The sequence below is a fragment of the Chromobacterium subtsugae genome, assembly GCF_001676875.1.
Taxonomy (GTDB): domain Bacteria; phylum Pseudomonadota; class Gammaproteobacteria; order Burkholderiales; family Chromobacteriaceae; genus Chromobacterium; species Chromobacterium subtsugae.
Genome location: NZ_JYKA01000002.1, coordinates 351,866 through 376,590 on the forward strand (window position 1 = coordinate 351,866; position 24,725 = coordinate 376,590).

Annotated in this window: 26 protein-coding genes; 14 read left to right on the forward strand and 12 right to left on the reverse strand. The window is 67.2% G+C overall.

Going from position 1 to position 24,725, the window contains the following annotated elements:
* The first annotated feature begins 91 nt into the window (after nt 1-91).
* From MY55_RS03845 to moaE, 5 genes are all read left to right on the forward strand, one after another.
* Nucleotides 92-721 carry a LysE family translocator gene (locus MY55_RS03845; RefSeq protein WP_043573098.1) on the forward strand — a complete coding sequence of 210 codons (630 nt, stop codon included), beginning with the start codon at nt 92-94 and terminating at the stop codon, nt 719-721.
* 83 nt (nt 722-804) lie between these two features.
* Nucleotides 805-1,869, forward strand: coding sequence for a class II fructose-bisphosphate aldolase (gene fba, locus MY55_RS03850; RefSeq protein WP_043573101.1), 1,065 nt, complete (start codon nt 805-807; stop codon nt 1,867-1,869).
* 275 nt (nt 1,870-2,144) lie between these two features.
* Nucleotides 2,145-3,020, forward strand: a complete 876-nt coding sequence (locus MY55_RS03855; RefSeq protein ID WP_047248104.1) for a type 2 periplasmic-binding domain-containing protein — start codon at nt 2,145-2,147, stop codon at nt 3,018-3,020.
* A 93-nt stretch (nt 3,021-3,113) separates the two neighbouring features.
* The gene (gene moaD, locus MY55_RS03860) at nt 3,114-3,365 is read left to right on the forward strand and encodes a molybdopterin converting factor subunit 1 (RefSeq protein WP_043572823.1); all 252 of its coding nucleotides are present in this window, start codon (nt 3,114-3,116) and stop codon (nt 3,363-3,365) included.
* A 1-nt stretch (nt 3,366) separates the two neighbouring features.
* Nucleotides 3,367-3,849 carry a molybdopterin synthase catalytic subunit MoaE gene (moaE, locus tag MY55_RS03865; RefSeq protein WP_065201985.1) on the forward strand — a complete coding sequence of 161 codons (483 nt, stop codon included), beginning with the start codon at nt 3,367-3,369 and terminating at the stop codon, nt 3,847-3,849.
* Between the two features lie 16 nt (nt 3,850-3,865).
* On the opposite strand, the gene thpR is transcribed toward moaE, so the two are convergent.
* The 5 genes from thpR to MY55_RS03890 all read right to left on the reverse strand — a co-directional run bounded on the left by thpR (nt 3,866) and on the right by MY55_RS03890 (nt 10,028).
* Nucleotides 3,866-4,387, reverse strand: coding sequence for an RNA 2',3'-cyclic phosphodiesterase (gene thpR / locus MY55_RS03870; RefSeq protein WP_043572826.1), 522 nt, complete (start codon nt 4,385-4,387; stop codon nt 3,866-3,868).
* Between the two features lie 8 nt (nt 4,388-4,395).
* Complete coding sequence (locus MY55_RS24410; protein ID WP_043572828.1) at nt 4,396-6,009, reverse strand: response regulator; 1,614 nt, start codon at nt 6,007-6,009, stop codon at nt 4,396-4,398.
* A 111-nt stretch (nt 6,010-6,120) separates the two neighbouring features.
* Nucleotides 6,121-7,734 carry a response regulator gene (locus MY55_RS03880; protein ID WP_052257934.1) on the reverse strand — a complete coding sequence of 538 codons (1,614 nt, stop codon included), beginning with the start codon at nt 7,732-7,734 and terminating at the stop codon, nt 6,121-6,123.
* 23 nt (nt 7,735-7,757) lie between these two features.
* Nucleotides 7,758-8,894, reverse strand: coding sequence for a PilT/PilU family type 4a pilus ATPase (locus MY55_RS03885; RefSeq protein WP_065201986.1), 1,137 nt, complete (start codon nt 8,892-8,894; stop codon nt 7,758-7,760).
* 96 nt (nt 8,895-8,990) lie between these two features.
* On the reverse strand, nt 8,991-10,028 hold the full coding sequence (locus MY55_RS03890) for a type IV pilus twitching motility protein PilT (RefSeq protein WP_043572832.1): 1,038 nt from the start codon (nt 10,026-10,028) through the stop codon (nt 8,991-8,993).
* Between the two features lie 129 nt (nt 10,029-10,157).
* On the opposite strand from MY55_RS03890, the gene MY55_RS03895 reads away from it, so the two are divergent.
* The 6 genes from MY55_RS03895 to aroG all read left to right on the forward strand — a co-directional run bounded on the left by MY55_RS03895 (nt 10,158) and on the right by aroG (nt 14,577).
* Complete coding sequence (locus MY55_RS03895) at nt 10,158-10,853, forward strand: YggS family pyridoxal phosphate-dependent enzyme (RefSeq protein ID WP_043572834.1); 696 nt, start codon at nt 10,158-10,160, stop codon at nt 10,851-10,853.
* A 50-nt stretch (nt 10,854-10,903) separates the two neighbouring features.
* Entirely contained in the window at nt 10,904-11,707 is an 804-nt protein-coding gene (proC, locus tag MY55_RS03900; protein ID WP_065201987.1) for a pyrroline-5-carboxylate reductase, read from the forward strand.
* Nucleotides 11,708-11,716: 9 nt separating this feature from the next.
* The gene (locus MY55_RS03905; protein ID WP_043572839.1) at nt 11,717-12,301 is read left to right on the forward strand and encodes a YggT family protein; all 585 of its coding nucleotides are present in this window, start codon (nt 11,717-11,719) and stop codon (nt 12,299-12,301) included.
* Between the two features lie 78 nt (nt 12,302-12,379).
* Nucleotides 12,380-12,685 (forward strand): c-type cytochrome, encoded by a 306-nt coding sequence (locus tag MY55_RS03910; RefSeq protein WP_043572841.1) that lies wholly within the window; start codon nt 12,380-12,382, stop codon nt 12,683-12,685.
* Nucleotides 12,686-12,968: 283 nt separating this feature from the next.
* The gene (gene dksA, locus MY55_RS03915; RefSeq protein WP_021478430.1) at nt 12,969-13,379 is read left to right on the forward strand and encodes an RNA polymerase-binding protein DksA; all 411 of its coding nucleotides are present in this window, start codon (nt 12,969-12,971) and stop codon (nt 13,377-13,379) included.
* A gap of 133 nt (nt 13,380-13,512) precedes the next feature.
* A complete protein-coding gene (gene aroG / locus MY55_RS03920; protein WP_065201988.1) occupies nt 13,513-14,577 on the forward strand; it encodes a 3-deoxy-7-phosphoheptulonate synthase AroG in 1,065 nt (354 codons plus the stop codon).
* A gap of 62 nt (nt 14,578-14,639) precedes the next feature.
* Here aroG and MY55_RS03925 read toward each other — a convergent pair whose 3' ends face one another.
* Complete coding sequence (locus tag MY55_RS03925) at nt 14,640-15,632, reverse strand: extracellular catalytic domain type 2 short-chain-length polyhydroxyalkanoate depolymerase (protein ID WP_065201989.1); 993 nt, start codon at nt 15,630-15,632, stop codon at nt 14,640-14,642.
* A gap of 132 nt (nt 15,633-15,764) precedes the next feature.
* Nucleotides 15,765-16,148: a carboxymuconolactone decarboxylase family protein gene (locus MY55_RS03930; RefSeq protein WP_043572848.1), complete on the reverse strand. Its 384-nt coding sequence runs from the start codon at nt 16,146-16,148 to the stop codon at nt 15,765-15,767.
* A 110-nt stretch (nt 16,149-16,258) separates the two neighbouring features.
* Here MY55_RS03930 and MY55_RS03935 point away from each other — a divergent pair, with 110 nt between their 5' ends.
* A complete protein-coding gene (locus tag MY55_RS03935) occupies nt 16,259-17,134 on the forward strand; it encodes a LysR family transcriptional regulator (RefSeq protein ID WP_197466039.1) in 876 nt (291 codons plus the stop codon).
* 13 nt (nt 17,135-17,147) lie between these two features.
* Here the strand turns inward: MY55_RS03935 and MY55_RS03940 are convergent, their stop codons facing one another.
* Entirely contained in the window at nt 17,148-18,407 is a 1,260-nt protein-coding gene (locus tag MY55_RS03940) for a deoxyribonuclease II family protein (RefSeq protein ID WP_047243023.1), read from the reverse strand.
* A gap of 392 nt (nt 18,408-18,799) precedes the next feature.
* Here MY55_RS03940 and MY55_RS03945 point away from each other — a divergent pair, with 392 nt between their 5' ends.
* Nucleotides 18,800-19,528, forward strand: a complete 729-nt coding sequence (locus MY55_RS03945) for a class I SAM-dependent methyltransferase (RefSeq protein ID WP_047243022.1) — start codon at nt 18,800-18,802, stop codon at nt 19,526-19,528.
* Between the two features lie 65 nt (nt 19,529-19,593).
* Here the strand turns inward: MY55_RS03945 and MY55_RS03950 are convergent, their stop codons facing one another.
* Complete coding sequence (locus MY55_RS03950; protein ID WP_065201990.1) at nt 19,594-21,615, reverse strand: NADPH-dependent 2,4-dienoyl-CoA reductase; 2,022 nt, start codon at nt 21,613-21,615, stop codon at nt 19,594-19,596.
* A 210-nt stretch (nt 21,616-21,825) separates the two neighbouring features.
* On the opposite strand from MY55_RS03950, the gene MY55_RS03955 reads away from it, so the two are divergent.
* Nucleotides 21,826-22,392, forward strand: a complete 567-nt coding sequence (locus MY55_RS03955) for a carbonic anhydrase (protein ID WP_043572857.1) — start codon at nt 21,826-21,828, stop codon at nt 22,390-22,392.
* An 88-nt stretch (nt 22,393-22,480) separates the two neighbouring features.
* Here the strand turns inward: MY55_RS03955 and MY55_RS03960 are convergent, their stop codons facing one another.
* Genes MY55_RS03960 through MY55_RS03970 form a run of 3 tightly spaced genes read right to left on the reverse strand, consistent with a single transcriptional unit; the run spans nt 22,481 to nt 24,672 of the window.
* Nucleotides 22,481-23,092 (reverse strand): glutathione S-transferase family protein, encoded by a 612-nt coding sequence (locus MY55_RS03960; RefSeq protein WP_047243021.1) that lies wholly within the window; start codon nt 23,090-23,092, stop codon nt 22,481-22,483.
* 19 nt (nt 23,093-23,111) lie between these two features.
* Nucleotides 23,112-24,032, reverse strand: coding sequence for an alpha/beta hydrolase (locus MY55_RS03965; RefSeq protein ID WP_065201991.1), 921 nt, complete (start codon nt 24,030-24,032; stop codon nt 23,112-23,114).
* 58 nt (nt 24,033-24,090) lie between these two features.
* Nucleotides 24,091-24,672 carry a GNAT family N-acetyltransferase gene (locus MY55_RS03970; protein WP_065201992.1) on the reverse strand — a complete coding sequence of 194 codons (582 nt, stop codon included), beginning with the start codon at nt 24,670-24,672 and terminating at the stop codon, nt 24,091-24,093.
* Nucleotides 24,673-24,725 lie beyond the last annotated feature (53 nt).

Here is a 24,725-nt window from a genome sequence, read left to right on the forward strand (position 1 = left end):
CCGCGGCCGGCCTGCGCGCCGGCCCAGGATGGGCGATAATCGCAAGGTCGGAATCCTACCGGCGGATGCCCGCGACAACCGAGGAGAAATGATGCCGCTGCACACCTGGCTGATGTTCATCACCACCATGTTTTTCGTGTCCGCCACGCCCGGCCCCAACATGCTGCTGGCGATGACCCACGGCATCCATTACGGCGTGCGCCGCACGCTGATGACCTGCTTCGGCCTGATGAGCGCGCTGGGCCTGCTGATGCTGGCCTCGGTGGCCGGGCTGGGCGCGGTGCTGGCCACCTCGGAAGTGCTGTTCTCCGCCATCAAGTACGCCGGCGCGGTATACCTGGTGTATCTGGGCGTGAAAACCTGGCGCAGCCCGCCGCAACCGGTGGCCGAACTGCGCGAGGACGCCGCCGGCCAGCACGGCCCCTGGGCGCTGTACCGCCGCGGCTTCCTGGTGGCGATGAGCAACCCCAAGGCGCTGATCTTCTTCGCCGCGCTGTTCCCGCAATTCATGGACACCCACCAGCCCCAGGGGCCGCAGCTGGCCATCCTGGCGCTGTCGTTCTTCGTGATCGAGTCGAGCTGGCAACTGACCTACGCCAGCAGCGGCGCCAAGCTGGCGGGCTGGATGAACAGCGCGCGCCGGCTGAAGCTGGTCAACCGCTTCAGCGGCGGCGCCTTCGTCGGCGCCGGCGTGCTGCTGACCAGCCTGTCGCGTCAATAGTTTCGGCGGCCGGCGATACGCCAGCCGCTTCATTTTTTTGCAAACAAGCTTCGCCGCCGGCGAAGCCCATGAGGGAGAATTTCATGGCACTCGTTTCTATGCGTCAGCTGCTGGACCACGCTGCCGAGTACAGCTACGGCCTGCCGGCCTTCAACGTCAACAACCTGGAGCAAATGCGCGCCATCATGGAAGCCGCCGACAAGGTCGACGCGCCGGTGATCGTGCAGGCTTCGGCCGGCGCCCGCAAATACGCCGGCGCGCCCTTCCTGCGCCACATGATTCTGGCGGCGGTGGAAGAATTCCCGCACATCCCGGTGGTGATGCACCAGGACCACGGCACCAGCCCCGACGTCTGCCAGCGCTCGATCCAGCTGGGCTTCTCGTCGGTGATGATGGACGGCTCGCTGAAATCCGATGGCAAGACCCCGGCCGACTACGGCTACAACGTCGACGTCACCCGCACCGTGGTCAACTTCGCCCACGCCTGCGGCGTGTCGGTGGAAGGCGAGATCGGCTGCCTGGGCAGCCTGGAAACCGGCATGGCCGGCGAGGAAGACGGCGTCGGCGCTGAAGGCGTGCTCGACCACAGCCAGCTGTTGACCGACCCGGAAGAAGCCGCCCGCTTCGTCAAGGACACCGGCGTGGACGCGCTGGCCATCGCCATCGGCACCAGCCACGGCGCCTACAAGTTCACCAAGAAGCCCACCGGCGACGTGCTGCGCATAGACCGCATCAAGGAAATCCACGCCCGCATCCCCAACACCCACCTGGTGATGCACGGCTCGTCCAGCGTGCCGCAGGAGTGGCTGCAAATCATCAACGAATTCGGCGGCGACCTGGGCGAAACCTACGGCGTGCCGGTGGAAGAAATCGTCGAAGGCATCAAGCACGGCGTGCGCAAGGTCAATATCGACACCGACCTGCGCCTGGCCTCCACCGGCGCCATCCGCCGCTTCCTGGCGCAAAACCCGAAGGAATTCGACCCGCGCAAATACCTGAAGGTGTCCACCGACGCGATGCGCGACATCTGCATCGCCCGCTACGAAGCCTTCGGCGCCTGCGGCCAGGCCAGCAAGATCAAGGCCATCAATCTGGACACCATGGCCAATCTCTACCTGAAAGGCCAGCTCGCGCAGATCGTGCGCTGAGCCCGCCCGGCGATGAATGCCGCCGCGGTTTGTAGGGCTATTGTAAAAAGCCTTGCGGCGCGCGGCGCTTGCTGCAATAATTCATTTGTCATTTCAGGAAAGGGTTTCGCATGACATCTTTGCTCGCCCCGCCGCGCTCAAGCCAGCCGCCGCGGCAAGCGAAAGCCATGCTTTCTGCCCGACCCGCCGTCCAGGCGGGTTTTTTTATGCCCGCCCGCCAGCCGCCATCGGCGCGGCTATGCTGAATGGAGTGACATTCCCGAGGGAGAGCGGCGATGTGGCGGTGGCTGCTGTTGCTTTGCCTGGCGCCGGCCGTCCTCGCGGCCGAGCCGATGCGCGTGGTGTACCCGGTCGGCGACAGCGCCGACGCGTTCCGTTACGACGATATCCGCGAACTGCTGCGCGCCGCGCTGGACAAAACCGCCGACGCCTACGGCCCCTACACGCTGCAGCCCAGCGGCTGGCCGATGGACGAAGAGCGCTCGCTGGAAGAGCTGCGCCGCGGCCACGCCGTCAACGTCGCCTGGAGCTCCACCTCGGAAGCACGCGAGCTGAGCCTGCTGCCGGTGCGGGTGGACCTGCGCAAGGGGCTGCTCGGCTACCGCATCGCGCTGATAGACGGCAAGCGCCAGCCGGAATTCGACCAGGTGCATAGCCGCGCCGACCTCGGCCGCTTCCTGATCGGCCAGGGCAAGGGCTGGGGCGACATCAAGGTCTACCAGGCCGCCGCCTTGCGGGTCAGCACCGGCCGCTACGACATGCTGTTCGGCATGCTAAGCCAGCGCCGCTTCGACCTGCTGCCGCGCAGCGTGCTGGAGGTGTTCGACGAATACCGGCATTTCCACGGCAAATACCCGAATCTGGAGGTCGAGCAGCGCCTGCTGTTCTATTACCCGTGGCCCTACTACTTTTCCTGCAACCGCGACGATCCCGCGCTGACGGAACGCCTGCGGCTGGGACTTGCGCGGATGCGCGCCGACGGCAGCTTCGACGCCATCTTCTGGAAATACCACCGCGACGCGCTGCGCCAGGCGCGGATGAGCGAACGCCGGCTGATCCCGTTCGCCAATCCGCTGCTGCCGGACAGCGCGCCGCTGAACGACAAGTCGATGTGGTACGACCCCCTGCGCGACCGGCCGCCCAAACCCTAGGCCAGCGCCGGCATTGGCTGGCCGGCCCCGATTGCTTACACTAGCCCCATCGAGGCGCGGCCGCTGCCGGCCGCCTACAGGAAAGATCGCACGATGCAATTGAACATGCTGTATTTCGCCCGGCTGCGCGACACGCTGGGGCTGGATTCGGAAACACTGGACAGCGAGGCCGCCACCGTGGCCGAGCTGCTGGCCGAGCTGCGCCAACGCGGCGGCGAGTGGGCGCGCGCGCTGGCGGCCGGGCAAACCTTCCGGGTGGCGGTCAACCAGGACATGGCGAGCGGCGACACCCCGCTGGCCGACGGCGACGAAGTGGCGGTATTTCCGCCGGTGACCGGAGGCTGACATGACGATCAACCACATCCGGGTGCAGGCCGAGGCCTTCGACGTCGGCGCCGAGGTGCGGCGCTGGTCGGCCAACCCGGCCTGCGGCGCGGTGGTCAGCTTCACCGGCCTGGTCCGCGACTACGGCGACCGCCAGGACGTGGTGGCGCTGGAACTGGAGCATTACCCGGGCATGACGGAAAAGGCGCTGGCCGACATCGTCTGCGCGGCGCGCAAGCGCTGGTCGCTGAAGGGCGTGACGCTGATCCACCGCGTCGGCCGCCTGGCGCTGGGCGACCCCATCGTGCTGGTGGTGGCGGCCAGCAGCCACCGCAGCGACGCCTTCGAAGCCGCCTCCTTCCTGATGGACTATCTAAAGCAGCAGGCGCCGTTCTGGAAATGCGAGATCCTCGCCGACGGCAGCCGGCATTGGGTGGAGGCGCGCGACAGCGACGCCGAAGCCGCGACGCGCTGGGATGCCGGCGCGGCGGACGCGTCCGCCTGACCGAGACCTGCGCCGGCTAGCGAGCCGCGCCGCCGCGCCAACCGTCCAGGCGCTGGTAGCGCGCGCCGTCGGCACTCAGGCTGGACGCGATCAGCGCCAGCTCGCGCAGCGCCAGCCGCAACGGCGGCACAGTCTGCGGCGGCAATGGCTGTCGCAGCTTGCGCAGCAGCGTCAGATGCGGCCGGAACGGCTGCGCGTCCAGCCGCAGCCCCTGCGCGCGCAAATCCCGCCTGAGCGCCATCACCCAAGCCTGCAGCGCCGCGTCGGCCGCCGCGGGCGCGCACCAGCCTATTCCGCCTTCCCAGCTGCCCAGGCAATCCAGCGTCAGGCTGGCCGGCAGGTCCGCCGCCGCCCGCTCGGCGCAATCGGCGGCACGCTGCAGGGCCAGCGGGCCAAGCTCGCCCAGGAACGCCAGGGTCAGATGCAGCTGCGGCAAGGGCAGGCAACGGCCGCCAGCCTCGCGCTGCATCGCCCGCTGCCACTGCGCCAGCCGCGGCAGACAGCCGGGCGGCGGCAGACAGGCCAGGAAGACGCGCATGGGCCATTTCAGGCGCGCGGGCGCAGCAGCGCCTGCCGCCGCCTGACGAAGCCTCGCACCCTTTCGTTGTCCTGCGGCAGCCATTGCAGCAGCTGGCGCAGATCCTGCAGCGGGTCGGCGTAGTCCTGCGCGGCCTGCTGGCGGTTTTCGCAGATGCGCAGCAGCATCGCGCAGCCATACATGCCCAGCCGCTGGTTGAGGGTGGCCATCGCGTCGCGGCGCAGCATGTCGGCGGCAGCCTCCAACTGCCCCTGGTTGGCCAGTTCCAGCGCCGCCTGGCTCTTGCCCTGCAGCTCGTCGTAGGCGGTCCTGATCGCCGCCAGGCAGGCCGGATGCTGGCGCGCGGCCTCCTGCAGGCTGCCCAGCTCGTGGCGGCCGTCGGCGAAGCGCAAGGCGATCACGCGCGCCCATTCCGGCGCCTGCGCGGCGGCCTGGCCGGCCGGCAGCCGCGCCGTCGCCGCCAAAAAGCGCAGCGCGCCGTCGAAAGTGGTTTCCGCCGCCCGCAGCCATTCCGCGCCCTCCTCCAGCTGGCCCAGCGCCTGCTCCGGCCGCTGCTGCGCCAGCGCCGCCATCGCCCGGCACACCGCCAGCATCAATTGGCCGCCGGGCTGCTTGCCCAATTGGGTCGAGATGTCGTTCTGCAGCCGGTCCAGCTGTTGGGTCTGCCCGCTTTCGCTGCGCGCCTGCATCAGGTCGACCAGCACTTCCGGGCCGAAGAAGGCGTTGTTGCGGCCGATGTCCACCGCGCGCTGCAGCTGGTCGGCCGCCCGCGCCGCCTCGCCGCTGCGCAGCAGCGCCTTGCCGTAGTTGTGCAGCCGGGTGAAGTTGCGCGGCGAGATGCCCACCGCCTTTTCCAACACCGCGGCCGCTTCCTGGTAAGCGCCGTCGTCCACCATGTTCTGCGCCAGCAGGTCGTAGGCGTCGGTGTAGCGCGGCGCGATGGCGATCACCTCGTCGAGCAGGACATTGGAGCGGGAGCTGTCGCCCTGTTCGGCCAGGATGCGCGCCACCCCCATCTTGGCCCAGGGAATCTCCTCCTGCGCCAGCAGCCCCTGGTAAACCTGCAGCGCCGGCTCGTACAGGCCTTCGCTCACCAGCAGCTCGGCGCGCAGCCGCAGCGCGTCCAGCCGGCTTTGCCGGCTGTCGGCCTGCTGCGCCAATTCCTGCAGCGTCTGGATCGCCTGCTCGGTCTTGCCCTTCTCCAGCAGCCGGTGAGCCGGCGCGAGGTAAGCCTTGCGCTGCAGCGCCAGCTCCAGCCGGTCCAACAGCTGCTGCGAGCTGAACGGCTTGAGGAAGTAGTCGTCCGGCGCGGTCTCGGCGGCGGTCACCACCTGGGTGTAATTGCGCTCGCCGGTGATCATCACCCACAGCGTCGACAGCGGCAGCGTGCCGCTTTTGCGCATCAGTTCCAGCAACTCCTGGCCGTTCATGCCGCTGCCCAGATTGTAGTCGCACAGCACGATGTCGAAGCGCTTGGCGCGCAGGCGGTTGCTGGCCTCGCCGGCGTGGCTGGCGGTTTCGGACTGGGTGACGCCGGCCATGGCCAGGATGGCGCGGATGCCCTGGGCCATGGTCAGCGCGTCGTCGACGATCAATACCGTGGTGTTCGCCTTGAAAGCCATGGACAGCCTCGCGGGTGCCGGCGGCCGGCGGCCGCGGCGGGGTGGATGGCGGACCGGGCGGACCCGGCGTCGATTGCTACCAGTCTAGCCTGCCGCGCCGCGGCGGCGCGCTCATTCGCATTCCGGGTCCAGCGCATGGTGGCGGCGGATGAAGCCGCGCACCCGCTCGTTGTCCTGCGGCAGCCAGTGCATCAGCTGCAGCACCTGGCGGTCTTCCTCCGGGTACGGCTTGCCGGCCTTGCTGCGGCTTTCGCAGGTGCGCAGCAGCAGCGCGCAGGCGTTCATGCTGATGCGCTCGTTCAGCGTCTTCTGCGACAGCAGGTAGAGCATGGCGGCGGCCTCTTCCAGCTTGCCGGTGCTGGCCAGCTCCACCGCCTTGTTACTTTCGGTCTGCAGCGTGTCGTAGGCGGTTTCGATGGCGCCGTGGCAGGCCTCGTGCTTATGCGCGATCTCCAGCAGCGTGCCCAGCTCGTGGCGGCCGTCGGCGAAGCGCAGCGCGATGCTGTGCGCCCACTGCGGCGGCAGCTCGCTGTTGACTTCCGCCGGCAGCCGCACCGCGGCGGCGAGGAAGCGCTGGGCGCTGGGGAAGTCGGTTTCGCGGGCGCGCAGGTCTTCCGCCACCGATTGCAACTGGGCCAGCGCGTCGCTGGGGCGCTTCTGCGCCAGCGCGGTCAGCGCCCGGCACACCGCCATCGTCAGCTGGCCGCCGGGCAACTCGTCCATGCGGCTGGAGATTTCCGCCTGCAGCCGGTCCAGTTGCTGGGTCTGGCCGCTTTCGCTATAGGCCTGCAGCAGGTCCACCAGCACGTCGGGGCCGAAGAAATTGTTGTTGCGGCCGACTTCCACCGCCCGCTGCAGGTAGTCGGCGGCCTTGGTCGGGTCGCCGCAGCGCAAGAGCGCGGTGCCGCAGCTCTTCAGCCGGTTGAAGTTGCGCGGCGAGATCGCCACCGCCTTCTCCAGCACCACCGCGGCGGTCTGGTACTGGCCGTCGTCGATCAGGTTTTGCGCCAGCAGGTCGTAGGCGTCGGTATAGCGCGGCGCTTCGGCGATGATCTCGCGCAGCAGCGCGTTGGATTCCTGGCTTTCGCCCTGCTCGGCGACGATGCGCGCCACCCCCATCTTGGCCCAGGGGATCACCCGCTGGGTCAGCAGCTCCTGGTAGATGGACAGCGCCTCGCCCTGGCGGCCTTCGTTGACCAGCAATTCGGCGGCCAGGCGCTGCGCGTCCAGCCGGTACTGCGGGTTGGAGGTTTCGCGCGCCAGTTGCTGCAGCACCTGGATCGCTTGCTCCACTTTGCCGGCGGACAATAGCTTGTGCGCCGGCGCGAGGAAGGCCTTGCGCTGGCCGGCCAGGTTCATCCGGTCCAGCAGCAGCTGCGAGGCGAACGGTTTGAGGATGTAGTCGTCCGGCGCCATCTCGGCGGCGGCCACCACTCTTTCGTAGTGGCGTTCGCCGGTGATCATGATCCAGATGGTGGCCAAGGGCAGGTTGCCGCCCTTGCGCATGGCTTCCAGCAATTCCTGGCCATCCATGCCTTCGCCCAGGTTGTAGTCGCACAGCACCACGTCGTAAGGCTTGCCGCGCAGGCGGTTGCGCGCCTCGCTGGCGTTGCTGACGGCTTCCGAGCGGGTGATGCCGGCCATGGACAGCATGGTGCGCAGACCCTGGCGCACAGTGTGGGAGTCTTCGATGATCAATACGGTGGTAGAGGCGTCAAAATGCATGATGGCTTATGGCGTGGCGCCGTTCAGACAATATCCAGGTGGTCGATGCCCTCCAGCGGGTCGCGGTTGCGGCCGCTTTCGCTGTAGAGCTTGATTCTCAGGCGCAGGTCGTTGATGGAGTCGGCATTGCGCAGCGCGTCCTCGTAGGTGATCAGCTCGGCCTCGAACAACTCGAACAGCGACTGGTCGAAAGTTTGCATGCCGGCCTCGCGCGAGCGCGCCATCACCTCCTTCAGGCCGGCGATCTCGCCCTTGAACACCATGTCCGACACCAGCGGGCTGTTGAGCAGGATCTCCACCGCCGCCACCCGGCCGCGGCCGGACTTGTGCGGCACCAGCCGCTGCGAAATGATGGAGCGCATGTTCAGCGACAGGTCCATCAGCACCTGCTGGTGGCGCTCTTCGGGGAAAAAATTGAGGATGCGGTCCAGCGCCTGGTTGGCGTTGTTGGCGTGCAGCGTGGCCAGGCACAGGTGGCCGGTTTCGGCGAACTGCAGGCCGTAGGCCATGGTTTCGCGGTCGCGTATCTCGCCCATCAGGATCACGTCCGGCGCCTGGCGCAGCGTGTTCTTCAGCGCGACTTCCCAGTTTTCGGTGTCGACGCCGATCTCGCGCTGGGTGACGATGGACTTCTTGTGGGTATGCACGTATTCGATCGGGTCTTCGACCGTGATGATGTGATCCTGGTTGTGGGTGTTGCGCCAGTCCACCAGCGCCGCCAGCGAGGTGGACTTGCCGGAGCCGGTGCCGCCCACGAAGATCACCAGGCCGCGCTTGATCAGCGCGATGTCCTTCAGCACCTCGGGCAGGCTCAACTGGTCGAAGTTGGGGATGTCGGTGTTGATCTTGCGCAGCACCATGCCCACCATGCCCTGCTGGACGAAGGCGCTGACGCGGAAGCGGCCGATGCCGGGCGGGTTGATCGCGAAATTGGCTTCCTTCTTCGCCTCGAACTCCTCGGTCTGGCGGTCGTTCATGATGGCGCGCACCAGCTCCTTGCTCTGCTGCGCGGACAAGGGTTGCGGCGCCACCGGCGTGATCTTGCCGTCTATCTTCATCGCCGGCGGAAATTCGGCGGAAATGAAGATGTCCGAGGCGTTCTTGCCGATCGCGTGCTTCAGCAGATCATGGATGAATTTGGAGGCCTGGTCTTTTTCCATGGCGGCTTACCCTGCGTGAAACTGCTTCCAGTCTAGCCCGCCGACGCCATGCGCAGCGGGAGATTGCGGCCGCGGCCTTCTGCCAAAAGCGCGGTTTCAGAACGAATCCTTGTTGCTGGCCTTGGCGCGCGCCTCGCCCGGCGACACCATATTGCGCCGCACCAGCTCCGCCAGGCACTGGTCCAGCGTCTGCATGCCGTGCTGCTGGCCGGTTTGTATCATCGAGTTGATCTGCGCGATCTTGTTTTCGCGGATCAGGTTGCGGATCGCCGGCGTGCCTATCATGATCTCGTGCGCCGCCACCCGCCCCTGGCCGTCCTTGGACTTCAGCAGCGTCTGGGCGATCACCGCCCGCACCGATTCCGACAGCATCGAGCGCACCATTTCCTTTTCGCCGGCCGGGAACACGTCGACGATGCGGTCTATGGTCTTGGCGGCGCTGCTGGTATGCAGCGTGCCGAACACCAGGTGGCCGGTTTCGGCCGCGGTCAGCGCCAGCCGTATCGTTTCCAGGTCGCGCAGCTCGCCGACCAGGATCACGTCGGGGTCCTCGCGCAGCGCGCTTTTCAGCGCGTTGGCGAAGCTCTGGGTCTGCAAGCCCAGCTCGCGCTGGTTGATCAGGCTTTTCTTGCTTTCGTGGACAAACTCGATCGGGTCTTCCACGGTAAGAATGTGCGAGAAGTCGTTTTCGTTGACATAGTCTATCATCGCCGCCAGCGTGGTGGACTTGCCGGAGCCGGTCGGCCCGGTCACCAGCACCAGGCCGCGCGGATAGCCGGCGATCTCCTGGAAGATCTTCGGCGCCGCCAGCTGTTCCAGCGACAGCACCTTGCTGGGGATCACCCGGAACACCGACGCCATGCCGCGGTTCTGCACGAAGGCGTTGACGCGGAAGCGGGCGATGCCGGGCAGCTCGAACGAGAAGTCGCACTCGTAGACGTCCTCGAAGATCTTGCGCTGGTAGTCGTTCATGATGTCGTACACCATGTCGTGCACGTCATGGTGGTCGAGCGGCGGCAGGTTGATGCGGCGGATGTCGCCGTTCACCCGTATCATCGGCGGCAGGCCGGCCGACAGGTGCAGGTCGGAGGCCTTGTTCTTGACGGTAAAAGCCAGGAGCTCGGAAATTTCCATATAATTCTCCTCGATGACATCGCCGCCGCCGCCGATTCCCCGCTGGCATGGCCGGTCCTGCAATGCATTGTATGCGTTGGCCGGACAGCCGGATATCCCCCGTCGCGGAGGCTCACGGACAAAAACGACATGACAGACACCCTTTCCACCCGGCTGCGCCAGGTCGGCGCGCGGCTGGCCGACGCCTGCCGCCAGGCCGGACGCGCGCCGGACGCGGCCGCGCTGCTGGCGGTGAGCAAAACCTTCCCCGCCGCCGACCTGCGCGAAGCCTACGCCTGCGGCCAGCGCGCCTTCGGCGAAAACTACGTGCAGGAATTGCAACAGAAGTGCGAAGCCTTGGCCGACCTGGCGATAGAATGGCACTTCATCGGCCCGCTGCAGTCGAATAAAACCCGCATCGTCGCCGAACTCGCGCATTGGGCGCACTCGATAGAGCGGCTGAAAACCGCCGAACGGCTGTCGGCGCAGCGGCCGGACTCTCTGCCGCCGCTGAACGTCTGCGTGCAGGTCAACGTGTCCGGCGAGGCCAGCAAGAGCGGCTGCGCGCCCGAAGAGGCGGCGGCGCTGGCGCGAGCGGTGGCGGCGCTGCCGCGCCTGCGCCTGCGCGGCCTGATGTGCATACCGGAGCCGACCGCCGACGCAGCCAGGCTGGCGGCGCAGTTCGCCGCCTTGCGCGCGCTGGCCGAAGGGCTGCGCGCCGAAGGCCTGCCGCTCGACACGCTGTCGATGGGCATGTCGGCCGACCTGGAGCTGGCGGTGGCCGAAGGCGCCACCCTGGTGCGGGTGGGCTCGGCCATCTTCGGCCGGCGCGGCCAGCCGCAATAAACATCGGCTCCCGGCCGGGCCGGGAGCCGCAATCGCAAGGGGACAGCATCATGCGCATCACATTCATCGGCGGCGGCAATATGGCCGGCGCCATCATCGGCGGCCTGGCCCGCCAGGGCGGCCACCGCATCCACGTGGTGGAGCATCAGCAGGACAAAATAGACCGGCTGGCGGCCGACTTCGGCGCCAGCGGCGGCCAGACCTTGCCCGAGCGTTTCGACGCCGGCGACGTGGTGGTGCTGGCGGTGAAGCCGCAGCAGCTGCGCGAGCTGTGCCTGGCGCTGGCGCCCGCGCTTAACGGCGCGCTGGTGGTGTCGATCGCCGCCGGCATCCGCCTGGACGCGCTCTCGCGCTGGCTGGGCAGCGGCCGCATCGTGCGGGTGATGCCCAACACCCCGGCCATGGTCGGCAAGGGCGTGTCCGGCCTGTACGCCGACGCCGCCGTGCCCGCGGCCGACCGCGCCGCCGCCGAAACCATCATGCGCGCCGCCGGCCTCACCGTCTGGCTGGACGACGAAACCGGCATCGACGACATCACCTGCGTGTCCGGCAGCGGCCCGGCCTACGTGTTCTATTTCATAGAAAGCATGATAGAGGCCGGCGTGAAGGCCGGCTTCAGCGAGGCCCAGGCGCGCGAGCTGGCATTGGCGACCTTCGACGGCGCGGTGGAGCTGGCGCGGCAAAGCCCGCTGCCGGTAGCGACGCTCAGGCAGAACGTGATGTCCAAGGGCGGCACCACCGAGCGCGCCATCGCCCGCTTCGAAGCCGAGGGCGTCAAGGCGGCCATCGTCGCCGGCGCGATGGATTGCCGCGAGCGTTCAATCGAAATGGGCCAACAACTCAGCCAGGAGTAAGCCGAAATCATGTTTGTCGATACCCTGCAGTTCCTGATCAAGACCCTGTCCGGCCTGTTCGTGCTGGTGCTGCTGCTGCGTTTCTACCTGCAGGTGGCGCGCGCGCCGTTCAAGCATCCGCTGTGCCAGTTCGTGATGGCCGCCACCAACTTCCTGGTGCTGCCGACGCGCAAGCTGGTGCCCTCGGTGCGGAATTACGACACCGCCACCCTGCTGCTGGCCTGGCTGGTCTGCCTGCTGGCCAATATCCTGAGGCTGTTGCTGGGCTCGCTGCCCGAGGTGTTCGCTTTCCCGCAGGTGTGGGTTTCGCTGTTCCTGCTGTCGGTGCTGGAAGTGTTCAAGCAGTCGCTGACCCTGCTGATGGGCGCGGTGGTGGTGCAAGCGGTGCTCAGCTGGGTCAACCCCTACAATCCGATCGCGCCGGTGCTGGACAGCCTGACCCGGCCGTTCCTGCGTCCGTTCCGCCGCGCGGTGGTGGGCGGCGTCGACCTGTCGCCGCTGGTGCTGCTGCTGATCATCCAAGTCATCATGATGCTGCCGGTGCAGGCGCTGGAAGCAGGCTTCTTGACCCAACTCAAGGTCGTACTCCAGTAAAGCGGGTTATTTGTCATACTTTTGGACAGCTGCCGGCCGTTTTGGCCGGCGGCCACGTGAAACGATAGGGAGAATCACATGAAAAAGACCCTGCTTGCCGCCCTGCTGCTGGGCCTGGCCGCCGCGCCGGCGATGGCCAGCCTGCAACTGGCCCAGAAGTACAGCTGCACGGCCTGTCACGCGGTGGACAAGAAGATCGTCGGCCCGGCCTACAAGGACGTCGCCAAGAAATACGCCGGCCAGAAAGGCGCCGAGGCGATGCTGATGGCCAAGGTGAAAAACGGCGGCTCCGGCGTATGGGGCCCGATCCCGATGACCCCGCACCCGAATATTCCCGACGCCGACCTGAAGGCGCTGGTCAAATGGGTGCTCAGCCAGAAATAAACACCGGCATTGTCTGTGTGCGGCAAGTCCGCAACCAGGCTTGCCTCAATTCAAAGGCGGCAAAAGCCGCCTTTGAACTTGTATGGGAATATCCGGTCGAAACCCGCACTCTGATTACGTTTCCCAAAATGGGCGAGCTTGTTATCGGTGCGAAACCGGGCTATACCGAATGTTAGCGGCAGTGGGTGATTATTTGGATTTCAAGCTCAAGACAGTTGCGCAAACATTGGCCCGCCGGTAATCTTCTCCGCCTGTTGCCAACTCTATGCTGGAAGCACCAAACATGGCTAAACTGACCGAACAGGATATCCTCAACTGGGAAGGCGATGATTACATGAACGCCGACCATCTTGAGTTCTTCAAGGACCGGTTGTTGCAAATGCAGCAGGAGTTGCTGGTAAACGCCAACGCCACTGCCAACCATTTGCAGGAACAGGAAGCGACACCCGATCCCGCCGACCGGGCCACGCTGGAAGAAGAATACGCGCTGGAACTGCGCACCCGCGACCGCGAGCGCAAGCTGCTGCAGAAGATCCAGGCGTCCATCCGCCAGATCGACGACGGCTCCTACGGCTTCTGCGAGGACACCGGCGAACCCATCGGCCTGAAACGCCTGATGGCGCGCCCGACCGCCACGCTGTCGGTGGAGGCGCAAGAGCGCCGCGAACGCATGAAGCGCCAGTACGCGGACTGATACCCCGCGCCTTCCCTAATCCAGCGCCACCGCCGCCAGGCCGTGGCGCTTTTTGCATGCTGGGTTGTCTGGGGCCGACAAATGCGGTTATCTTGCTGCTATGCAGAAAACAAGTTAGCCAAGGGACACCAGCATGCAACGCCAGACCGACGACGTCAGAATCCGCGAGATCAAGGAACTCCTCCCGCCTATCGCCCACCTGTATGAGCTGCCGATCAGCGAACAGGCTTCCGAGCTGATCTACAACACCCGCCGCGACATCTCGGCGCTGCTGCGCGGCGAGGACGACCGCCTGCTGGTGGTGATCGGCCCCTGTTCGATCCACGACACCGACGCCGCGATCGAATACGCGCAGAAGCTGGCGCCGCTGCGCGCCGCGCTGGCCGGCGAGCTAGTGGTGGTGATGCGGGTGTACTTCGAGAAACCGCGCACCACCGTCGGCTGGAAGGGTCTGATCAACGATCCGCACCTGAATGAGTCGTACGACATCAACGCCGGCCTGCGCATCGCCCGCCGCCTGCTCTTGACGCTGAACAACCAGGGCATGCCGGCCGCCACCGAATTCCTCGACATGATCACGCCGCAGTACTTCGCCGACCTGATCAGCTGGGGCGCCATCGGCGCGCGCACCACCGAAAGCCAGGTGCACCGCGAGCTGGCCTCCGGCCTGTCCTGCCCGGTGGGCTTCAAGAACGGCACCGACGGCAACCTGAAAATCGCGGTCGACGCCATCCGTTCGTCCAGCGTGCCGCACCACTTCCTGTCGGTGACCAAGACCGGCCATTCCGCCATCGTCTCCACCGGCGGCAATCCGGACTGCCACGTGATCCTGCGCGGCGGCAAGGAACCCAACTACTCGCCGGAGCACGTGCGCGCCGCCGCCGCCGAACTGACCGCGGTCGGCCTGCCGCACAAGCTGATGGTGGACTTCAGCCACGCCAACAGCCGCAAGGACTACCGCCGCCAGATGGAAGTGAGCGCCGACGTGGCCGGCCAGATCGCCGGCGGCGACCGCAACATCTTCGGCGTGATGGTGGAAAGCCACCTGGTGGAAGGCCGCCAGGACCAGAAGCCCGGCTACGAGCTGACCTACGGCCAGAGCATCACCGACGGCTGCCTGGGCTGGAGCGACACCGAGAAGCTGCTGACCCAATTGGCCGAAGCGGTGAAGGCACGCCGCGCCGGCGCGGCCGAGTAAGCCCAGCCCGCCGCAATGAAAACGCCCCGCGCCAAGCGGGGCGTCCGCTTTTCGGCGCCGCCTCAGCGCGCGGAAACCAGGCGGTCGGCCATCGCCTTCAACGCCTGCATCTGCAGGCCTTCCTTCCAGGCATAAGCCGGCCCGGTGTAGGCGAACCAGTCCCAGCAGCCCTGCGGATTCGCCGCCGAGGTGGTGGTTTGCGGATACAGCACCAGGATGCGGTTGCTGTCGGCCCACTCGTTGTAGCCGGCGTGAGCGTAGAAGTCGTCGCCCACCGCGCCGGCGTACTGCTTGCAGCCGTGCAGCGCGATATGGACCTTGCACGCCTCGCCTTGCTCGCAGGCCTTGGGCACGTAGACGAAGCCCTCGTCGGCCAGGCTGCTGCCGACGGCGGCATACGGCCGCTGGTCGAAGCGGACCACCCGGCCGCCCAGCGCCTGCGCCTTGGGCTGCAGCGGCCCGTAGATGTGCCGCAGCAGCACGCCGGCCTGGTCGTAACCCTGTCCCTGCCAGCTGCAATGATTGATGTAGGGCGAGGCGGTGGTTCCGCAATCGTTGCCGTAGGTCGGCGTGATCTGCGCATGGCCGGCCGGCAGCCGGCGCTCGTACTGGATCTGCCTGTCCGGCACCCCGGCCAGGCGGAAGAAGGCGGCGGCACTGTCGACCACCGGCGTCTTCACCGTGTTGTCCTGGCTGCCGCTGAACAGGTAGACCCGGCTCCTGGCCAGGTTGGGCAGCGGGTCGATATGGCCGCCGGCGGCGAAGATGCCCGCCGCGGCCAGCAACTGCGCCGCGCTGGGCGGCGGGCCGCTCATGCAGGCGGCGGTGCCGGCGAAACTGTCCAGCGCGCAATAGTACGGACCGCCGGCCACCACGCCGACGCCCACCACCGACGCCGAATACGCCACCTGGTACTGCACCGCCATGAAGGCCCCCGACGACAAGCCGGACACCGAAGACTGGCGGGCGTCGCCGTGGAAGGCCGGCAGCGGCTCCGCCGCCCAGGCCGGCAAGGCCAAGGCGGCCGCCAGCAGAATCACATGCCTGATGCTCATGAACGCTCCTCGCAATGAAAGGCCGTCCCCGCCGGCGAGATGCCGGTAGCGGCCGGAAAATATGAACATGGCAAATAATGCATTGAAAATCAATGACAAATATCAGTCATGCCGATTTCCGGCCCGCGCGCTTCACGCCTCCTCGGCCAGCACGTCCTTCAAGGCCAGCAGCGCATTGCTCACCGCCGGCCCGCCGGCGTAGAAAGTCAGCTGCAGCACGGTCTCCATGATCTGCCGCCGGCTGGCGCCGGCGCGCAGCGCAGCCTCGGCATGGGCCACCAGCTGCGTCTGCGCGAAGCCCTGGGTGGCGCAGGACGCCACCAGGATCAGCTCGCGGGTGGCCAGGTCCAGCCCCGGCCGGCTCAGGATGTGGCCTGTAGCCCAGGCGATGGCCATGTCGGCGAAGTCCGGACAAATGTCCTGGATCTGCGCCACCCGCGCGCCGCCGGTGTGGCCGCCATGCAGAAACGCCATCAGCTCCAGCCCTTTTTGGTATTGCGCGTCGTTGCGTATCATCGAAATTCTCCTGTGCGTGCCGACGCAAATGCGTCCGTCATCAGTATCATTGCGATGAATGGATTGATAAACGCGTGAACGGTGCGATCACTGCGCACCAGGAGTTCTCAATGCTGGATCTTTGCAGCAGCATGGCGATATTCGTGCAGGCCGTGGACAAAGGCAGCTTCACCGCCGCCGCCGACGCCTGCGGCCTGTCGGCCACCATGGTGGGCAAACATGTCCGCGCGCTGGAAGCGCGCGTCGGCGCGCGCCTGCTCAACCGCACCACCCGCCAGCAATCGCTGACCGAGGTCGGCCGCATCTACTACCAGCATTGCCGCCAGCTGCTGGCGGACATCGCCGTCGCCGACGGCTGCGCCGACGCCTTGCGCGCCGCGCCGCGCGGCCTGCTGAAAATCCACGCGCCGGTGACTTTCGGCAGCCTGCGCCTGGCGCCGGCGCTGGCCGTCTACCTGCGCCGCCACCCCGAGGTGGAAGTGGACCTGACATTGGCAGACCGGATGGTGGACCTGGTGGAGGAAGGCTACGAGGCGGCGGTGCGGATAGGCGAGCTGGCCGATTCCAGCCTGGTGGCCAGGCCGCTGCAGCCCTACCGGATGTGGCTATGCGCCGCGCCGGCCTACCTGGCCGAACGCGGCGCGCCCTCCGAGCCGGCGCAGCTGGCCGGGCACGATTGCCTGGGCTTCGCCTACTGGCGCCACAAGAATCGCTGGCGCTTCGGCTCCGGCGAAAACGTGGCGGTGCGCGGGCGCTTCACCGCCAACAACGGCCAGGCGCTGCGCACCGCCGCCCTCGCCGGCCTGGGCATCGTGATGCAGCCGGAGGCGCTGCTGGCCGACGACGTCGCCGCCGGCCGGCTGCTGCGCCTGCTGCCCGACCATCCGCTGCCTAGCCGCCCCATGCATCTGCTCTACCCGGCCGACCGCCGGCCGACGCCCAAGCTGGCCAGCTTCATCGACTTCATGCTGGCCGCCTTCGCCTGAACACCGGACCGCGTCAGCGCGCGGCGGCGGCGGTGCTGCCGCCGATCAGCTTGCCGATGGACTGCGCCAGCGCGGCGTTGGGCAGCGCGAAGAACAGGCCGCCGCGGCCGTTCTGGGCGCTGGCGCAATTGCCGGACAGCGCGCCTTCCTGGTTCATGTCGCCGAAAATCGCGTAGGCGGTGCCGCCGCTGGTGCTGACGCCGATCTTGGCGTGGTTGAAGTTCTTGCCCAGCCCGCCCTTCAGCGAGAAGGTCTGGCCGGCCCAGCTGCCGGAGGTGGCGATGGCCACCGGACCCGGCGCCGGCAGGCTGCTATCCCAGCAGGCTGGCGCGCCGGCCTTGGTGGTCGTCGGAATCGCGTAGCTCTTGCTGGCTTCCCACCAGGTGGCGGCGCGCAGCGAAATGCCGCCCAGCTCGGCCGAAACCAGTTGCCACGGCGCCACTTGCAGCGCGGAAGGCTTGGCGATCAGGGTGACGCCGCTGGACAGCTTGCTCACCTGCGGCGTCACGCTGTCCGATTGCTGGCCCAGTTGGCTGACCGCCGCCTGGATATCGGCCGGGCCGCCGTTCTTGACGATCTGCGGATTGCCCGGATCGGTCACCGCGCTGGCGTTGGCCAGGCCCTGCAGCACCGCCAACACGTCGGCATGGCTGAGTTTCAGCGAGAAGAAATGCTGGCTGACTTCGACATCGTTGTCCTGCACGCAGCCCAGGGTGTTGCCGTCGCTGCTGCGCGGATATTGCGCGCTGCCGGAAGCCGGCCACGACGGCGTGCTCACCTGCATCACCACGCCGTTGCCCTGCGCGTCCCAGGCCAGCACGCCCTTGGAATGCCCCCACGGCGCGTTGCAGGCGTTGCCGGAGCAGGAGGGGATGGACGGGTCGTCGTAGAACTGGTCGTTCCACACCACGTAGTTCAAGGTGCCGTTGTAGATCTGGTTGAAGGTGGCGCCGACCGGATCGGCCGGCGTGTCGCCGATGCAGCCGCCGCCCTGGCTCAGGCTGGGCTGGCTGCTGCTGGCGTAGACGTATTGCTGGCTGTAGCTGCTGCCGCTGGTATAGCTTTGCGGGTTGCCGCCGAACTGGCAGCTGTTGACCTGGGCTGCGCCGCCGCAGCCGGGAAAGGAGGCGGCGTTGAATTTGAAGGCGAACCACCAGCTGACCGGGTGGCTGGCGTCCAGCAGCGGCGATGGGGCGGCGTGGGCGCTGCCCAGCGCGGCGAGGCTGAGCGCGGCGGCCAGGGCGGCGCGGCGTAAGGCGGTGGGAACAGTCATGGCGTTTCTCCTTTGTAGGTATCGTAGGGCGGTCTGAAAATGTCGACCGCGCGCCATGCTGATTGAGTATTATTTCGAAAGCTTTAAGACGCGCCCCACCGCAACAGATGTTAACCAAGTGTCCACTTATCCACAGCCATGCGTCGCCATCGCAATTATCCACAAGCCGGCGCGCGGCGGGAAAACGGGTTAGAATGGACGGATGCGCGCACTCGACATCCTGATCGTCTCCAGACCCCGCGTCACCCCATCGCGGGGTGAGAGGGAAACGCGCGCGCGCATTCCGGGAGCCTAGCTCCGTCCCTCTCAAGCCCCGCCGTCCGCGGCCGGGCTTGTCTTGTTGGCATCAAACGCCCAGCCGTCGGCTTTTCCCGACATGGAGTTTTTTGACAATGACGCAAAACATCTACGACACCCCCGAATTCTTCCACGGCTACAGCCAATTGAACCGCTCAGTGCACGGTTTGGCCGGCGCGCCGGAATGGCCCAGCCTGCGGGCGCTGCTGCCGGCATTGCAAGGCGCCGCGGTGGCCGATCTGGGCTGCGGCTACGGCTGGTTCTGCCGCTGGGCGCGCGAGGCCGGCGCCAGCGCCGCGCTGGGCCTGGACGTTTCGGAAAAGATGCTGGCCCAGGCCGCGGCGATGACCCGCGACGACGCCATCGAATACCGGCGCCAGAACCTGGAAACCTTGCAATTGCCGCCTGCCGCCTTCGATCTGGTCTACAGCTCGCTGACCTTGCACTACATCGCCGACCTGGCCGGCCTGCTGGCCGCCTGCCACCGGGCCCTGAAACCGGGCGGCCGCCTGGTGTTCTCGATCGAGCATCCGATCTTCATGGCCGCCCGGCAGCCGGCGTGGCTGCAGGATGCGCAAGGCGGGCGCTGCTGGCCGGTCAGCGGCTACCAGGACGAAGGGCCGCGCGTCACTCACTGGCTGACCGACGGCGTGATCAAGCAGCACCGCACCCTCGGCACCTTGCTCAATCAGGTGATGGCCGCCGGCTTCGCGCTGCGCCACATCGAGGACTGGGGCCCCAGCGCCGAGCAGGTGGCGGCGATGCCGGAGCTGGCCGAGGAAAGAGAGCGGCCGATGCTGCTGTTGGTGTCGGCGCAGCGCTAGCCCGCCTCGTTTCCAGATAAAAAGCCCCCGCCGAGGCGGGGGCTTTTGCTGCGCGGACTGGGCGATCAGATGGCGGCGGCCAGGCGCGAGCCCTGGTCGATGGCGCGCTTGGCGTCCAGCTCGGCCGCCACGTCGGCGCCGCCTATCAGGTGCACCGGCTTGCCGGCGTCCAACAGCGGCTGCTGCAGTTCGCGCAGCGGGTCCTGGCCGGCGCAGATCACCACCGTGTCCACCGACAGCAGCTGCTGCTCGCCCTTCACCGTAATGTGCAGGCCGGCGTCGTCGATCCGGTCGTAGCTGACGCCGGACACCATCTTCACCCGCTTCATCTTCAGGCTTTCGCGATGGATCCAGCCGGTGGTCTTGCCCAGGGTTTCGCCGATCTTGCTGGTCTTGCGCTGCAGCAGATAGACCTCGCGCGGGCTCGGGTGCGGCTGCGCGCCCTGCGGCGCCAGGCCGCCAGCGGTGTCGCCCGTCATGTCCACGCCCCACTCGCGCATGAAGGCTTCGGCGTTCAGCGATGTGGACTGGCCTTCGTGGCACAGGTATTCGGCGGTGTCGAAGCCGATGCCGCCGGCGCCGATGATGGCCACTTTCTTGCCCACCGGTTTCTTGTGCTTGAGCACGTCGAGATAGCTGAGCACCTTGGGGTGGTCGACGCCGGGGATGGCCGGCAGGCGCGGCGCGATGCCGGTGGCCAGGATCACCTCGTCGAAGCCGGCCAAATCGGCCGCGGCCACGCGGGTGTTCAGTTTCAGTTCCACGCCGGTGGTTTCGATGCGGCGCTTGAAGTAGCGCAGCGTTTCGTAGAACTCTTCCTTGCCCGGAATCTGCTTGGCGACATTGAACTGGCCGCCGATTTCGGCCGCGGCGTCGAACAGCGTCACCGCGTGGCCGCGCTCGGCGGCGACGGTGGCGAAGGCGAGACCCGCCGGGCCGGAGCCCACCACCGCCAGCTTCTTCGGCGCGGCGGCCTGGTCGTAGTTGAGCTCGGTTTCGCGGCAGGCGCGCGGATTCACCAGACAGGAGGTCAGCTTGCCCTGGAAGATGTGGTCGAGGCAGGCCTGGTTGCAGCCGATGCAGGTGTTGATCTCGTCGGCGCGGCCTGCCGCCGCCTTGTTGACGAAGTCCGGGTCGGCCAGGAAGGGGCGCGCCATCGACACCATGTCGGCGCAGCCGCCGGCCAGGATCTCTTCCGCCACTTCCGGCGTGTTGATGCGGTTGGTGGTGATCAGCGGGATCTTCACCTTGCCCATCAGTTTCTTGGTCACCCAGGCGAAGCCGCCGCGCGGCACCATGGTGGCGATGGTCGGCACCCGCGCTTCATGCCAGCCGATGCCGGTGTTGATCAGGGTGGCGCCGGCCTTCTCGATTTCCAGCGCCAGCTGCGCCACCTCGTCCCAGTTGCTGCCGTCCTGCACCAGGTCCAGCATCGACAGCCGGTAGATGATGATGAACTCGGGGCCGACCGCCGCGCGCACCGCCTTGACGGTTTCGATGGCGAAGCGGATGCGGTTTTCGAAGCTGCCGCCCCAGGCGTCGGTGCGCTTGTTGGTGGCGCGGGCGATGAACTGGTTGATCAGATAGCCTTCCGAGCCCATCACCTCGACGCCGTCGTAGCCGGCCTCTTGCGCCAGCTTGGCGCAGTTGGCGAAGTCGGCGATGGTCTGCCAGACGTCGGCGTCGGACAGCTCGCGCGGGGTGTAGAAATTGATCGGCGCGATCAAGGGGGACGCCGACACGCACTTTTCCTGGAAGCTGTAGCGGCCGGAATGCAGGATCTGCAGCGCGATCTTGCCGCCGGCGGCGTGCACCGCGTCGGTGACCAGCTTGTGCTTGGGCACCTCATGCGCGTCGGACAGCTGCGCCGCGCCCTCGGCGACGCAGCCTTCGGCATTGGGGCCGACGCCGCCGGTGACGATCAGGCCGACGCCGCCGCGCGCGCGCTCGGCGTAGAAGGCCGCCATTTTTTCGAAGCCGTTCGGGGATTCTTCCAGGCCGGTGTGCATCGAACCCATCAGCACGCGGTTTTTCAGCGTGGTGAAGCCCAGGTCCAGCGGCGCCAGCAGGTGCGGGTAAACGCTCATGTTTCTTCCTCGTGTCCGTTATGTAGCGGCCCGGGCGCTGCGCGCCCAAGCCTTTGATTCGTCTGGCGATGTCAGCTCTGCCAGTCAAGATACTTACTGGTAAGTAAGTTGTCAACGCGGCCGCCGGCAAACCGCTTGGCATGTTGCGCGCGCAGGCTCTTATAATCGCGGCAGGCAGCTTGAAGCTGCCCTCACAAAGGAGAACAACAGATGTGCCAAGAAACACACCACGCTCACACCGATTGCCTGACCCCGCTGCAACAGCGCCCGCTGGGCCGCCGCGGCTTCCTGCGCCTGGCCGCGCTGGGCGGCGGCGCCGCGCTGCTGGGCAGCTTTGTGCCGCGTACGGCCTGGGCGGCCGGCGGCACCGACGTGCTGCTATTGTCCTGCATGGACTACCGGTTGGTGGATGAAACCGCCGCCTTCATGGACAGCCTGGGCCTGCGCGACAATTACGACCACATCGTGCTGGCCGGCGCGGCGCTGGGCGCGGTCACCGACAAGTTCCCGGCCTGGAACGCCACATTCTGGCAGCACCTGGGCATCGCGCTAGACCTGCACCACATCAAGAAGGTGGTGCTGCTGGACCACCGCGACTGCGGCGCTTACAAGGTGATTCTGGGAGAGGATTTCGGCCAGCAGCCGGCCAGGGAAACCCAGGTCCACGCCGAAACGCTGAGGCGCTTGAGCGGCATGATCGTCGCCAAGCACCCGCAACTGCAGGTGGAGCGTTACCTGATGGCGCTGGACGGCAAAGTGGAGGCGATCGCCGCCTGAGCGCCGGCGCGGGCCGCCACCGCGCCCGTAAGGCTCGCGGGCATGGCCGGCGGCCCGCCCGCGTTGCGCAAACGCCAGGCGGGCGGGCTTATTCGCCGTGGCGCTCGGCGGCGCGGCGGTAAGCCGGGCGGGCCTCGATGCGGTCGACGAAGCGCGCCAGATTGGGATAGCGCTGGCGGCCCTCGCCGCGCACCGCTATCTGGGCGACGAAGGACAGCTGCACGTCGGCGCCGGTGAGATCGTCGCCGACGAAGTAATCGCGGCCAGCCAGTTCGCCATCCAGATAGCCCAGATGGTTGTCCAGCTCGCTGTGGATGCGCGGATGCAGCGGCGCGCCGGCCTCGCCCAGCGTGCCGACATACAGCTGCAGCAGGATGGGCAGCATCGCCGAGCCTTCGGCGTAATGCATCAGCTGCGCGTAGCGGTTGTAGTCGGGCGAAGCGATGTCCGGCGCGAAGCGGCCGTTGCCGTAAGTGCGGATCAGGTAATCGACGATGGCGCCGGATTCGATCAGCACCGCGTCGCCGTCGCGCAGCACCGGCGCCTTGCCCAGCGGATGGATGGCCTTCAGCGCCGGCGGCGCCAGCCGGGTTTTGGGATCGCGCTCGTAGCGCACGACGGCATAGTCTTGGCCCAGTTCTTCCAGCAGCCAGGTGATGCGGCGCGAACGCGATTGATTCAGGTGGTGGACTTCTATCATGGCGGCTCCGGTCGGGGATTCAGGCGGCGGGCGCGACGCGCGCCAGCCAGGCGAGGATATCGCTTTCCACCTCGGCGCGGTTGCTTTCGTTCAGCATCTCATGCCGCCCGCCGGGGTAGACCTGGCTCTGCAAGTCCAGCACGCCGGCGTCGCGGTAGCGGATTTCCAGCTGGCCCAGCGCCAGCCGGCCCAGGCTGACCGGATCGCGGCTGCCGGCGAACAACAGCACCGGACAGCGGCGCTGGATGCCCTGGCCCGCCGCCTCGCCGTTTTCCATTTCGACGATGCCGGCGAACAGGTCGGCCCACAGACCCGGCGTAGGGTCGAAGCCGCAGTCCGGGTCGGCGAGGTAGGCGTCCACTTCGGCCGGGTCGCGGCTCAGCCAGTCCATCTTGGTCCGCCATGGCGGAAAGCCCAGATTGAAGCTGCCGAACACCAGCGCGGCCATCAGCCGGCTGGGCCGGTCCCAGCCCTTGCGCCGCCCGAGGAAGCGGGCGACGGCGCCCAACAGCCGCGCCAGCGGCCGCTGGCGGTAGCCGGTAGACGACAGCATCAGGCCGGACAGCAGGCCGCCGTAGCGCAGGAAATAGGCGCGGGCGATGAAGCTGCCCATGCTGTGGCCCAGCAGGATGACGGGCAGGCCGGCATGCCGCTCCGCCGCGTGGCGGCGCACGGTTTCCACATCATCCACCACCTTGCGCCAGCCGTCTTCAGCGGCGAAAAAGCCGCGCGGGACGGGGGAGGCGCCGTGGCCGCGGTGATCGTGCGCGTACACCGCGCAGCCGGCCGCCGTCAGCGTTTGGGCGAAACGGTCATAGCGCGCGGCGTATTCGCTCATGCCGTGGGAAATCAGCACCACGGCGCGCGGCGGGCCGTCAGGCAGCCATTCGCACAGCGGAATGGCTTCGCCGTCGGCGGCGGTCAGAAAGGTACGGTGCATGCGCTTGCCCTTGCGTTGGTGGAGCGGGTTTGCCAGGCCGCGGCGCGCGGCCGTCGCGTCAGCCCAGCAGCGGCCGGCTGTCGAAATGCGGATTGGTCAGCGCAGTCAGCACGTGGTCGCGCCAGGCGCCGTCGAGAAACAGGTAATCCCTGGCCTGGCCTTCGACGGCGAAGCCCAGCCTTTGCAGCAGCGCGGCGCTGCGGACGTTGTGCGGCTGGTAATTGGCCTGGATGCGGTGCAGCTTGAGCTCGTCGAAGGCGAAGGCGATGGCCGACTGCAGCGCCTCGCGCATCAGGCCCTGCCCTTCGCGCGCGCAGTCGATGCCGTAGCCGAGATGGCAGGCCTGGAACACGCCGCGGACGATGTTGCTGAAGCTGACGGTGCCGATGATCCGTTCCGGCTCGGCCTGCGTCGCCAGCAGGAAGCGCGCGCTGGCGCCCTCTTCCCAGTTGCGGGCGGCCTGGCGCAACTGCATCGCCCAATGGGATTCGGTATAGAACAACGGTCCGGCGGTCGGGTTCCACGGCTCGAGGTGGGCGCGGTTGCGCAGCTGGTAGTCGAGCACCGCGGCCGCCTTGTCCGGATGGGCCGGCAGCAGCCGCAGGCGGGGGGTGTCGAGTATCGGTTGGACGACGGTCATGGCATGGCGTTTTTATGACAAGGCAGTAGATAGTAGTCGCAATGCCGGACAAT

Coding starts and splice junctions, on each gene's coding strand:
- MY55_RS24410 (WP_043572828.1), bottom strand. CDS start 6,009: ATGGCTTTCAAGGCGAACACCACGGTATTGATCGTCGACGACGCGCTG.
- MY55_RS03910 (WP_043572841.1), top strand. CDS start 12,380: ATGAAAAAGACCCTGCTTGCCGCCCTGCTGCTGGGCCTGGCCGCCGCG.
- MY55_RS03890 (WP_043572832.1), bottom strand. CDS start 10,028: ATGGAAATTTCCGAGCTCCTGGCTTTTACCGTCAAGAACAAGGCCTCC.
- aroG (WP_065201988.1), top strand. CDS start 13,513: ATGCAACGCCAGACCGACGACGTCAGAATCCGCGAGATCAAGGAACTC.
- fba (WP_043573101.1), top strand. CDS start 805: ATGGCACTCGTTTCTATGCGTCAGCTGCTGGACCACGCTGCCGAGTAC.
- MY55_RS03945 (WP_047243022.1), top strand. CDS start 18,800: ATGACGCAAAACATCTACGACACCCCCGAATTCTTCCACGGCTACAGC.
- MY55_RS03965 (WP_065201991.1), bottom strand. CDS start 24,032: ATGCACCGTACCTTTCTGACCGCCGCCGACGGCGAAGCCATTCCGCTG.
- thpR (WP_043572826.1), bottom strand. CDS start 4,387: ATGCGCGTCTTCCTGGCCTGTCTGCCGCCGCCCGGCTGTCTGCCGCGG.
- dksA (WP_021478430.1), top strand. CDS start 12,969: ATGGCTAAACTGACCGAACAGGATATCCTCAACTGGGAAGGCGATGAT.
- MY55_RS03905 (WP_043572839.1), top strand. CDS start 11,717: ATGTTTGTCGATACCCTGCAGTTCCTGATCAAGACCCTGTCCGGCCTG.
- MY55_RS03970 (WP_065201992.1), bottom strand. CDS start 24,672: ATGACCGTCGTCCAACCGATACTCGACACCCCCCGCCTGCGGCTGCTG.
- MY55_RS03895 (WP_043572834.1), top strand. CDS start 10,158: ATGACAGACACCCTTTCCACCCGGCTGCGCCAGGTCGGCGCGCGGCTG.
- MY55_RS03845 (WP_043573098.1), top strand. CDS start 92: ATGCCGCTGCACACCTGGCTGATGTTCATCACCACCATGTTTTTCGTG.
- moaE (WP_065201985.1), top strand. CDS start 3,367: ATGACGATCAACCACATCCGGGTGCAGGCCGAGGCCTTCGACGTCGGC.
- MY55_RS03880 (WP_052257934.1), bottom strand. CDS start 7,734: ATGCATTTTGACGCCTCTACCACCGTATTGATCATCGAAGACTCCCAC.
- MY55_RS03940 (WP_047243023.1), bottom strand. CDS start 18,407: ATGACTGTTCCCACCGCCTTACGCCGCGCCGCCCTGGCCGCCGCGCTC.
- MY55_RS03955 (WP_043572857.1), top strand. CDS start 21,826: ATGTGCCAAGAAACACACCACGCTCACACCGATTGCCTGACCCCGCTG.
- moaD (WP_043572823.1), top strand. CDS start 3,114: ATGCAATTGAACATGCTGTATTTCGCCCGGCTGCGCGACACGCTGGGG.
- MY55_RS03855 (WP_047248104.1), top strand. CDS start 2,145: ATGTGGCGGTGGCTGCTGTTGCTTTGCCTGGCGCCGGCCGTCCTCGCG.
- MY55_RS03930 (WP_043572848.1), bottom strand. CDS start 16,148: ATGATACGCAACGACGCGCAATACCAAAAAGGGCTGGAGCTGATGGCG.
- proC (WP_065201987.1), top strand. CDS start 10,904: ATGCGCATCACATTCATCGGCGGCGGCAATATGGCCGGCGCCATCATC.
- MY55_RS03935 (WP_197466039.1), top strand. CDS start 16,259: ATGCTGGATCTTTGCAGCAGCATGGCGATATTCGTGCAGGCCGTGGAC.
- MY55_RS03885 (WP_065201986.1), bottom strand. CDS start 8,894: ATGGAAAAAGACCAGGCCTCCAAATTCATCCATGATCTGCTGAAGCAC.
- MY55_RS03950 (WP_065201990.1), bottom strand. CDS start 21,615: ATGAGCGTTTACCCGCACCTGCTGGCGCCGCTGGACCTGGGCTTCACC.
- MY55_RS03960 (WP_047243021.1), bottom strand. CDS start 23,092: ATGATAGAAGTCCACCACCTGAATCAATCGCGTTCGCGCCGCATCACC.
- MY55_RS03925 (WP_065201989.1), bottom strand. CDS start 15,632: ATGAGCATCAGGCATGTGATTCTGCTGGCGGCCGCCTTGGCCTTGCCG.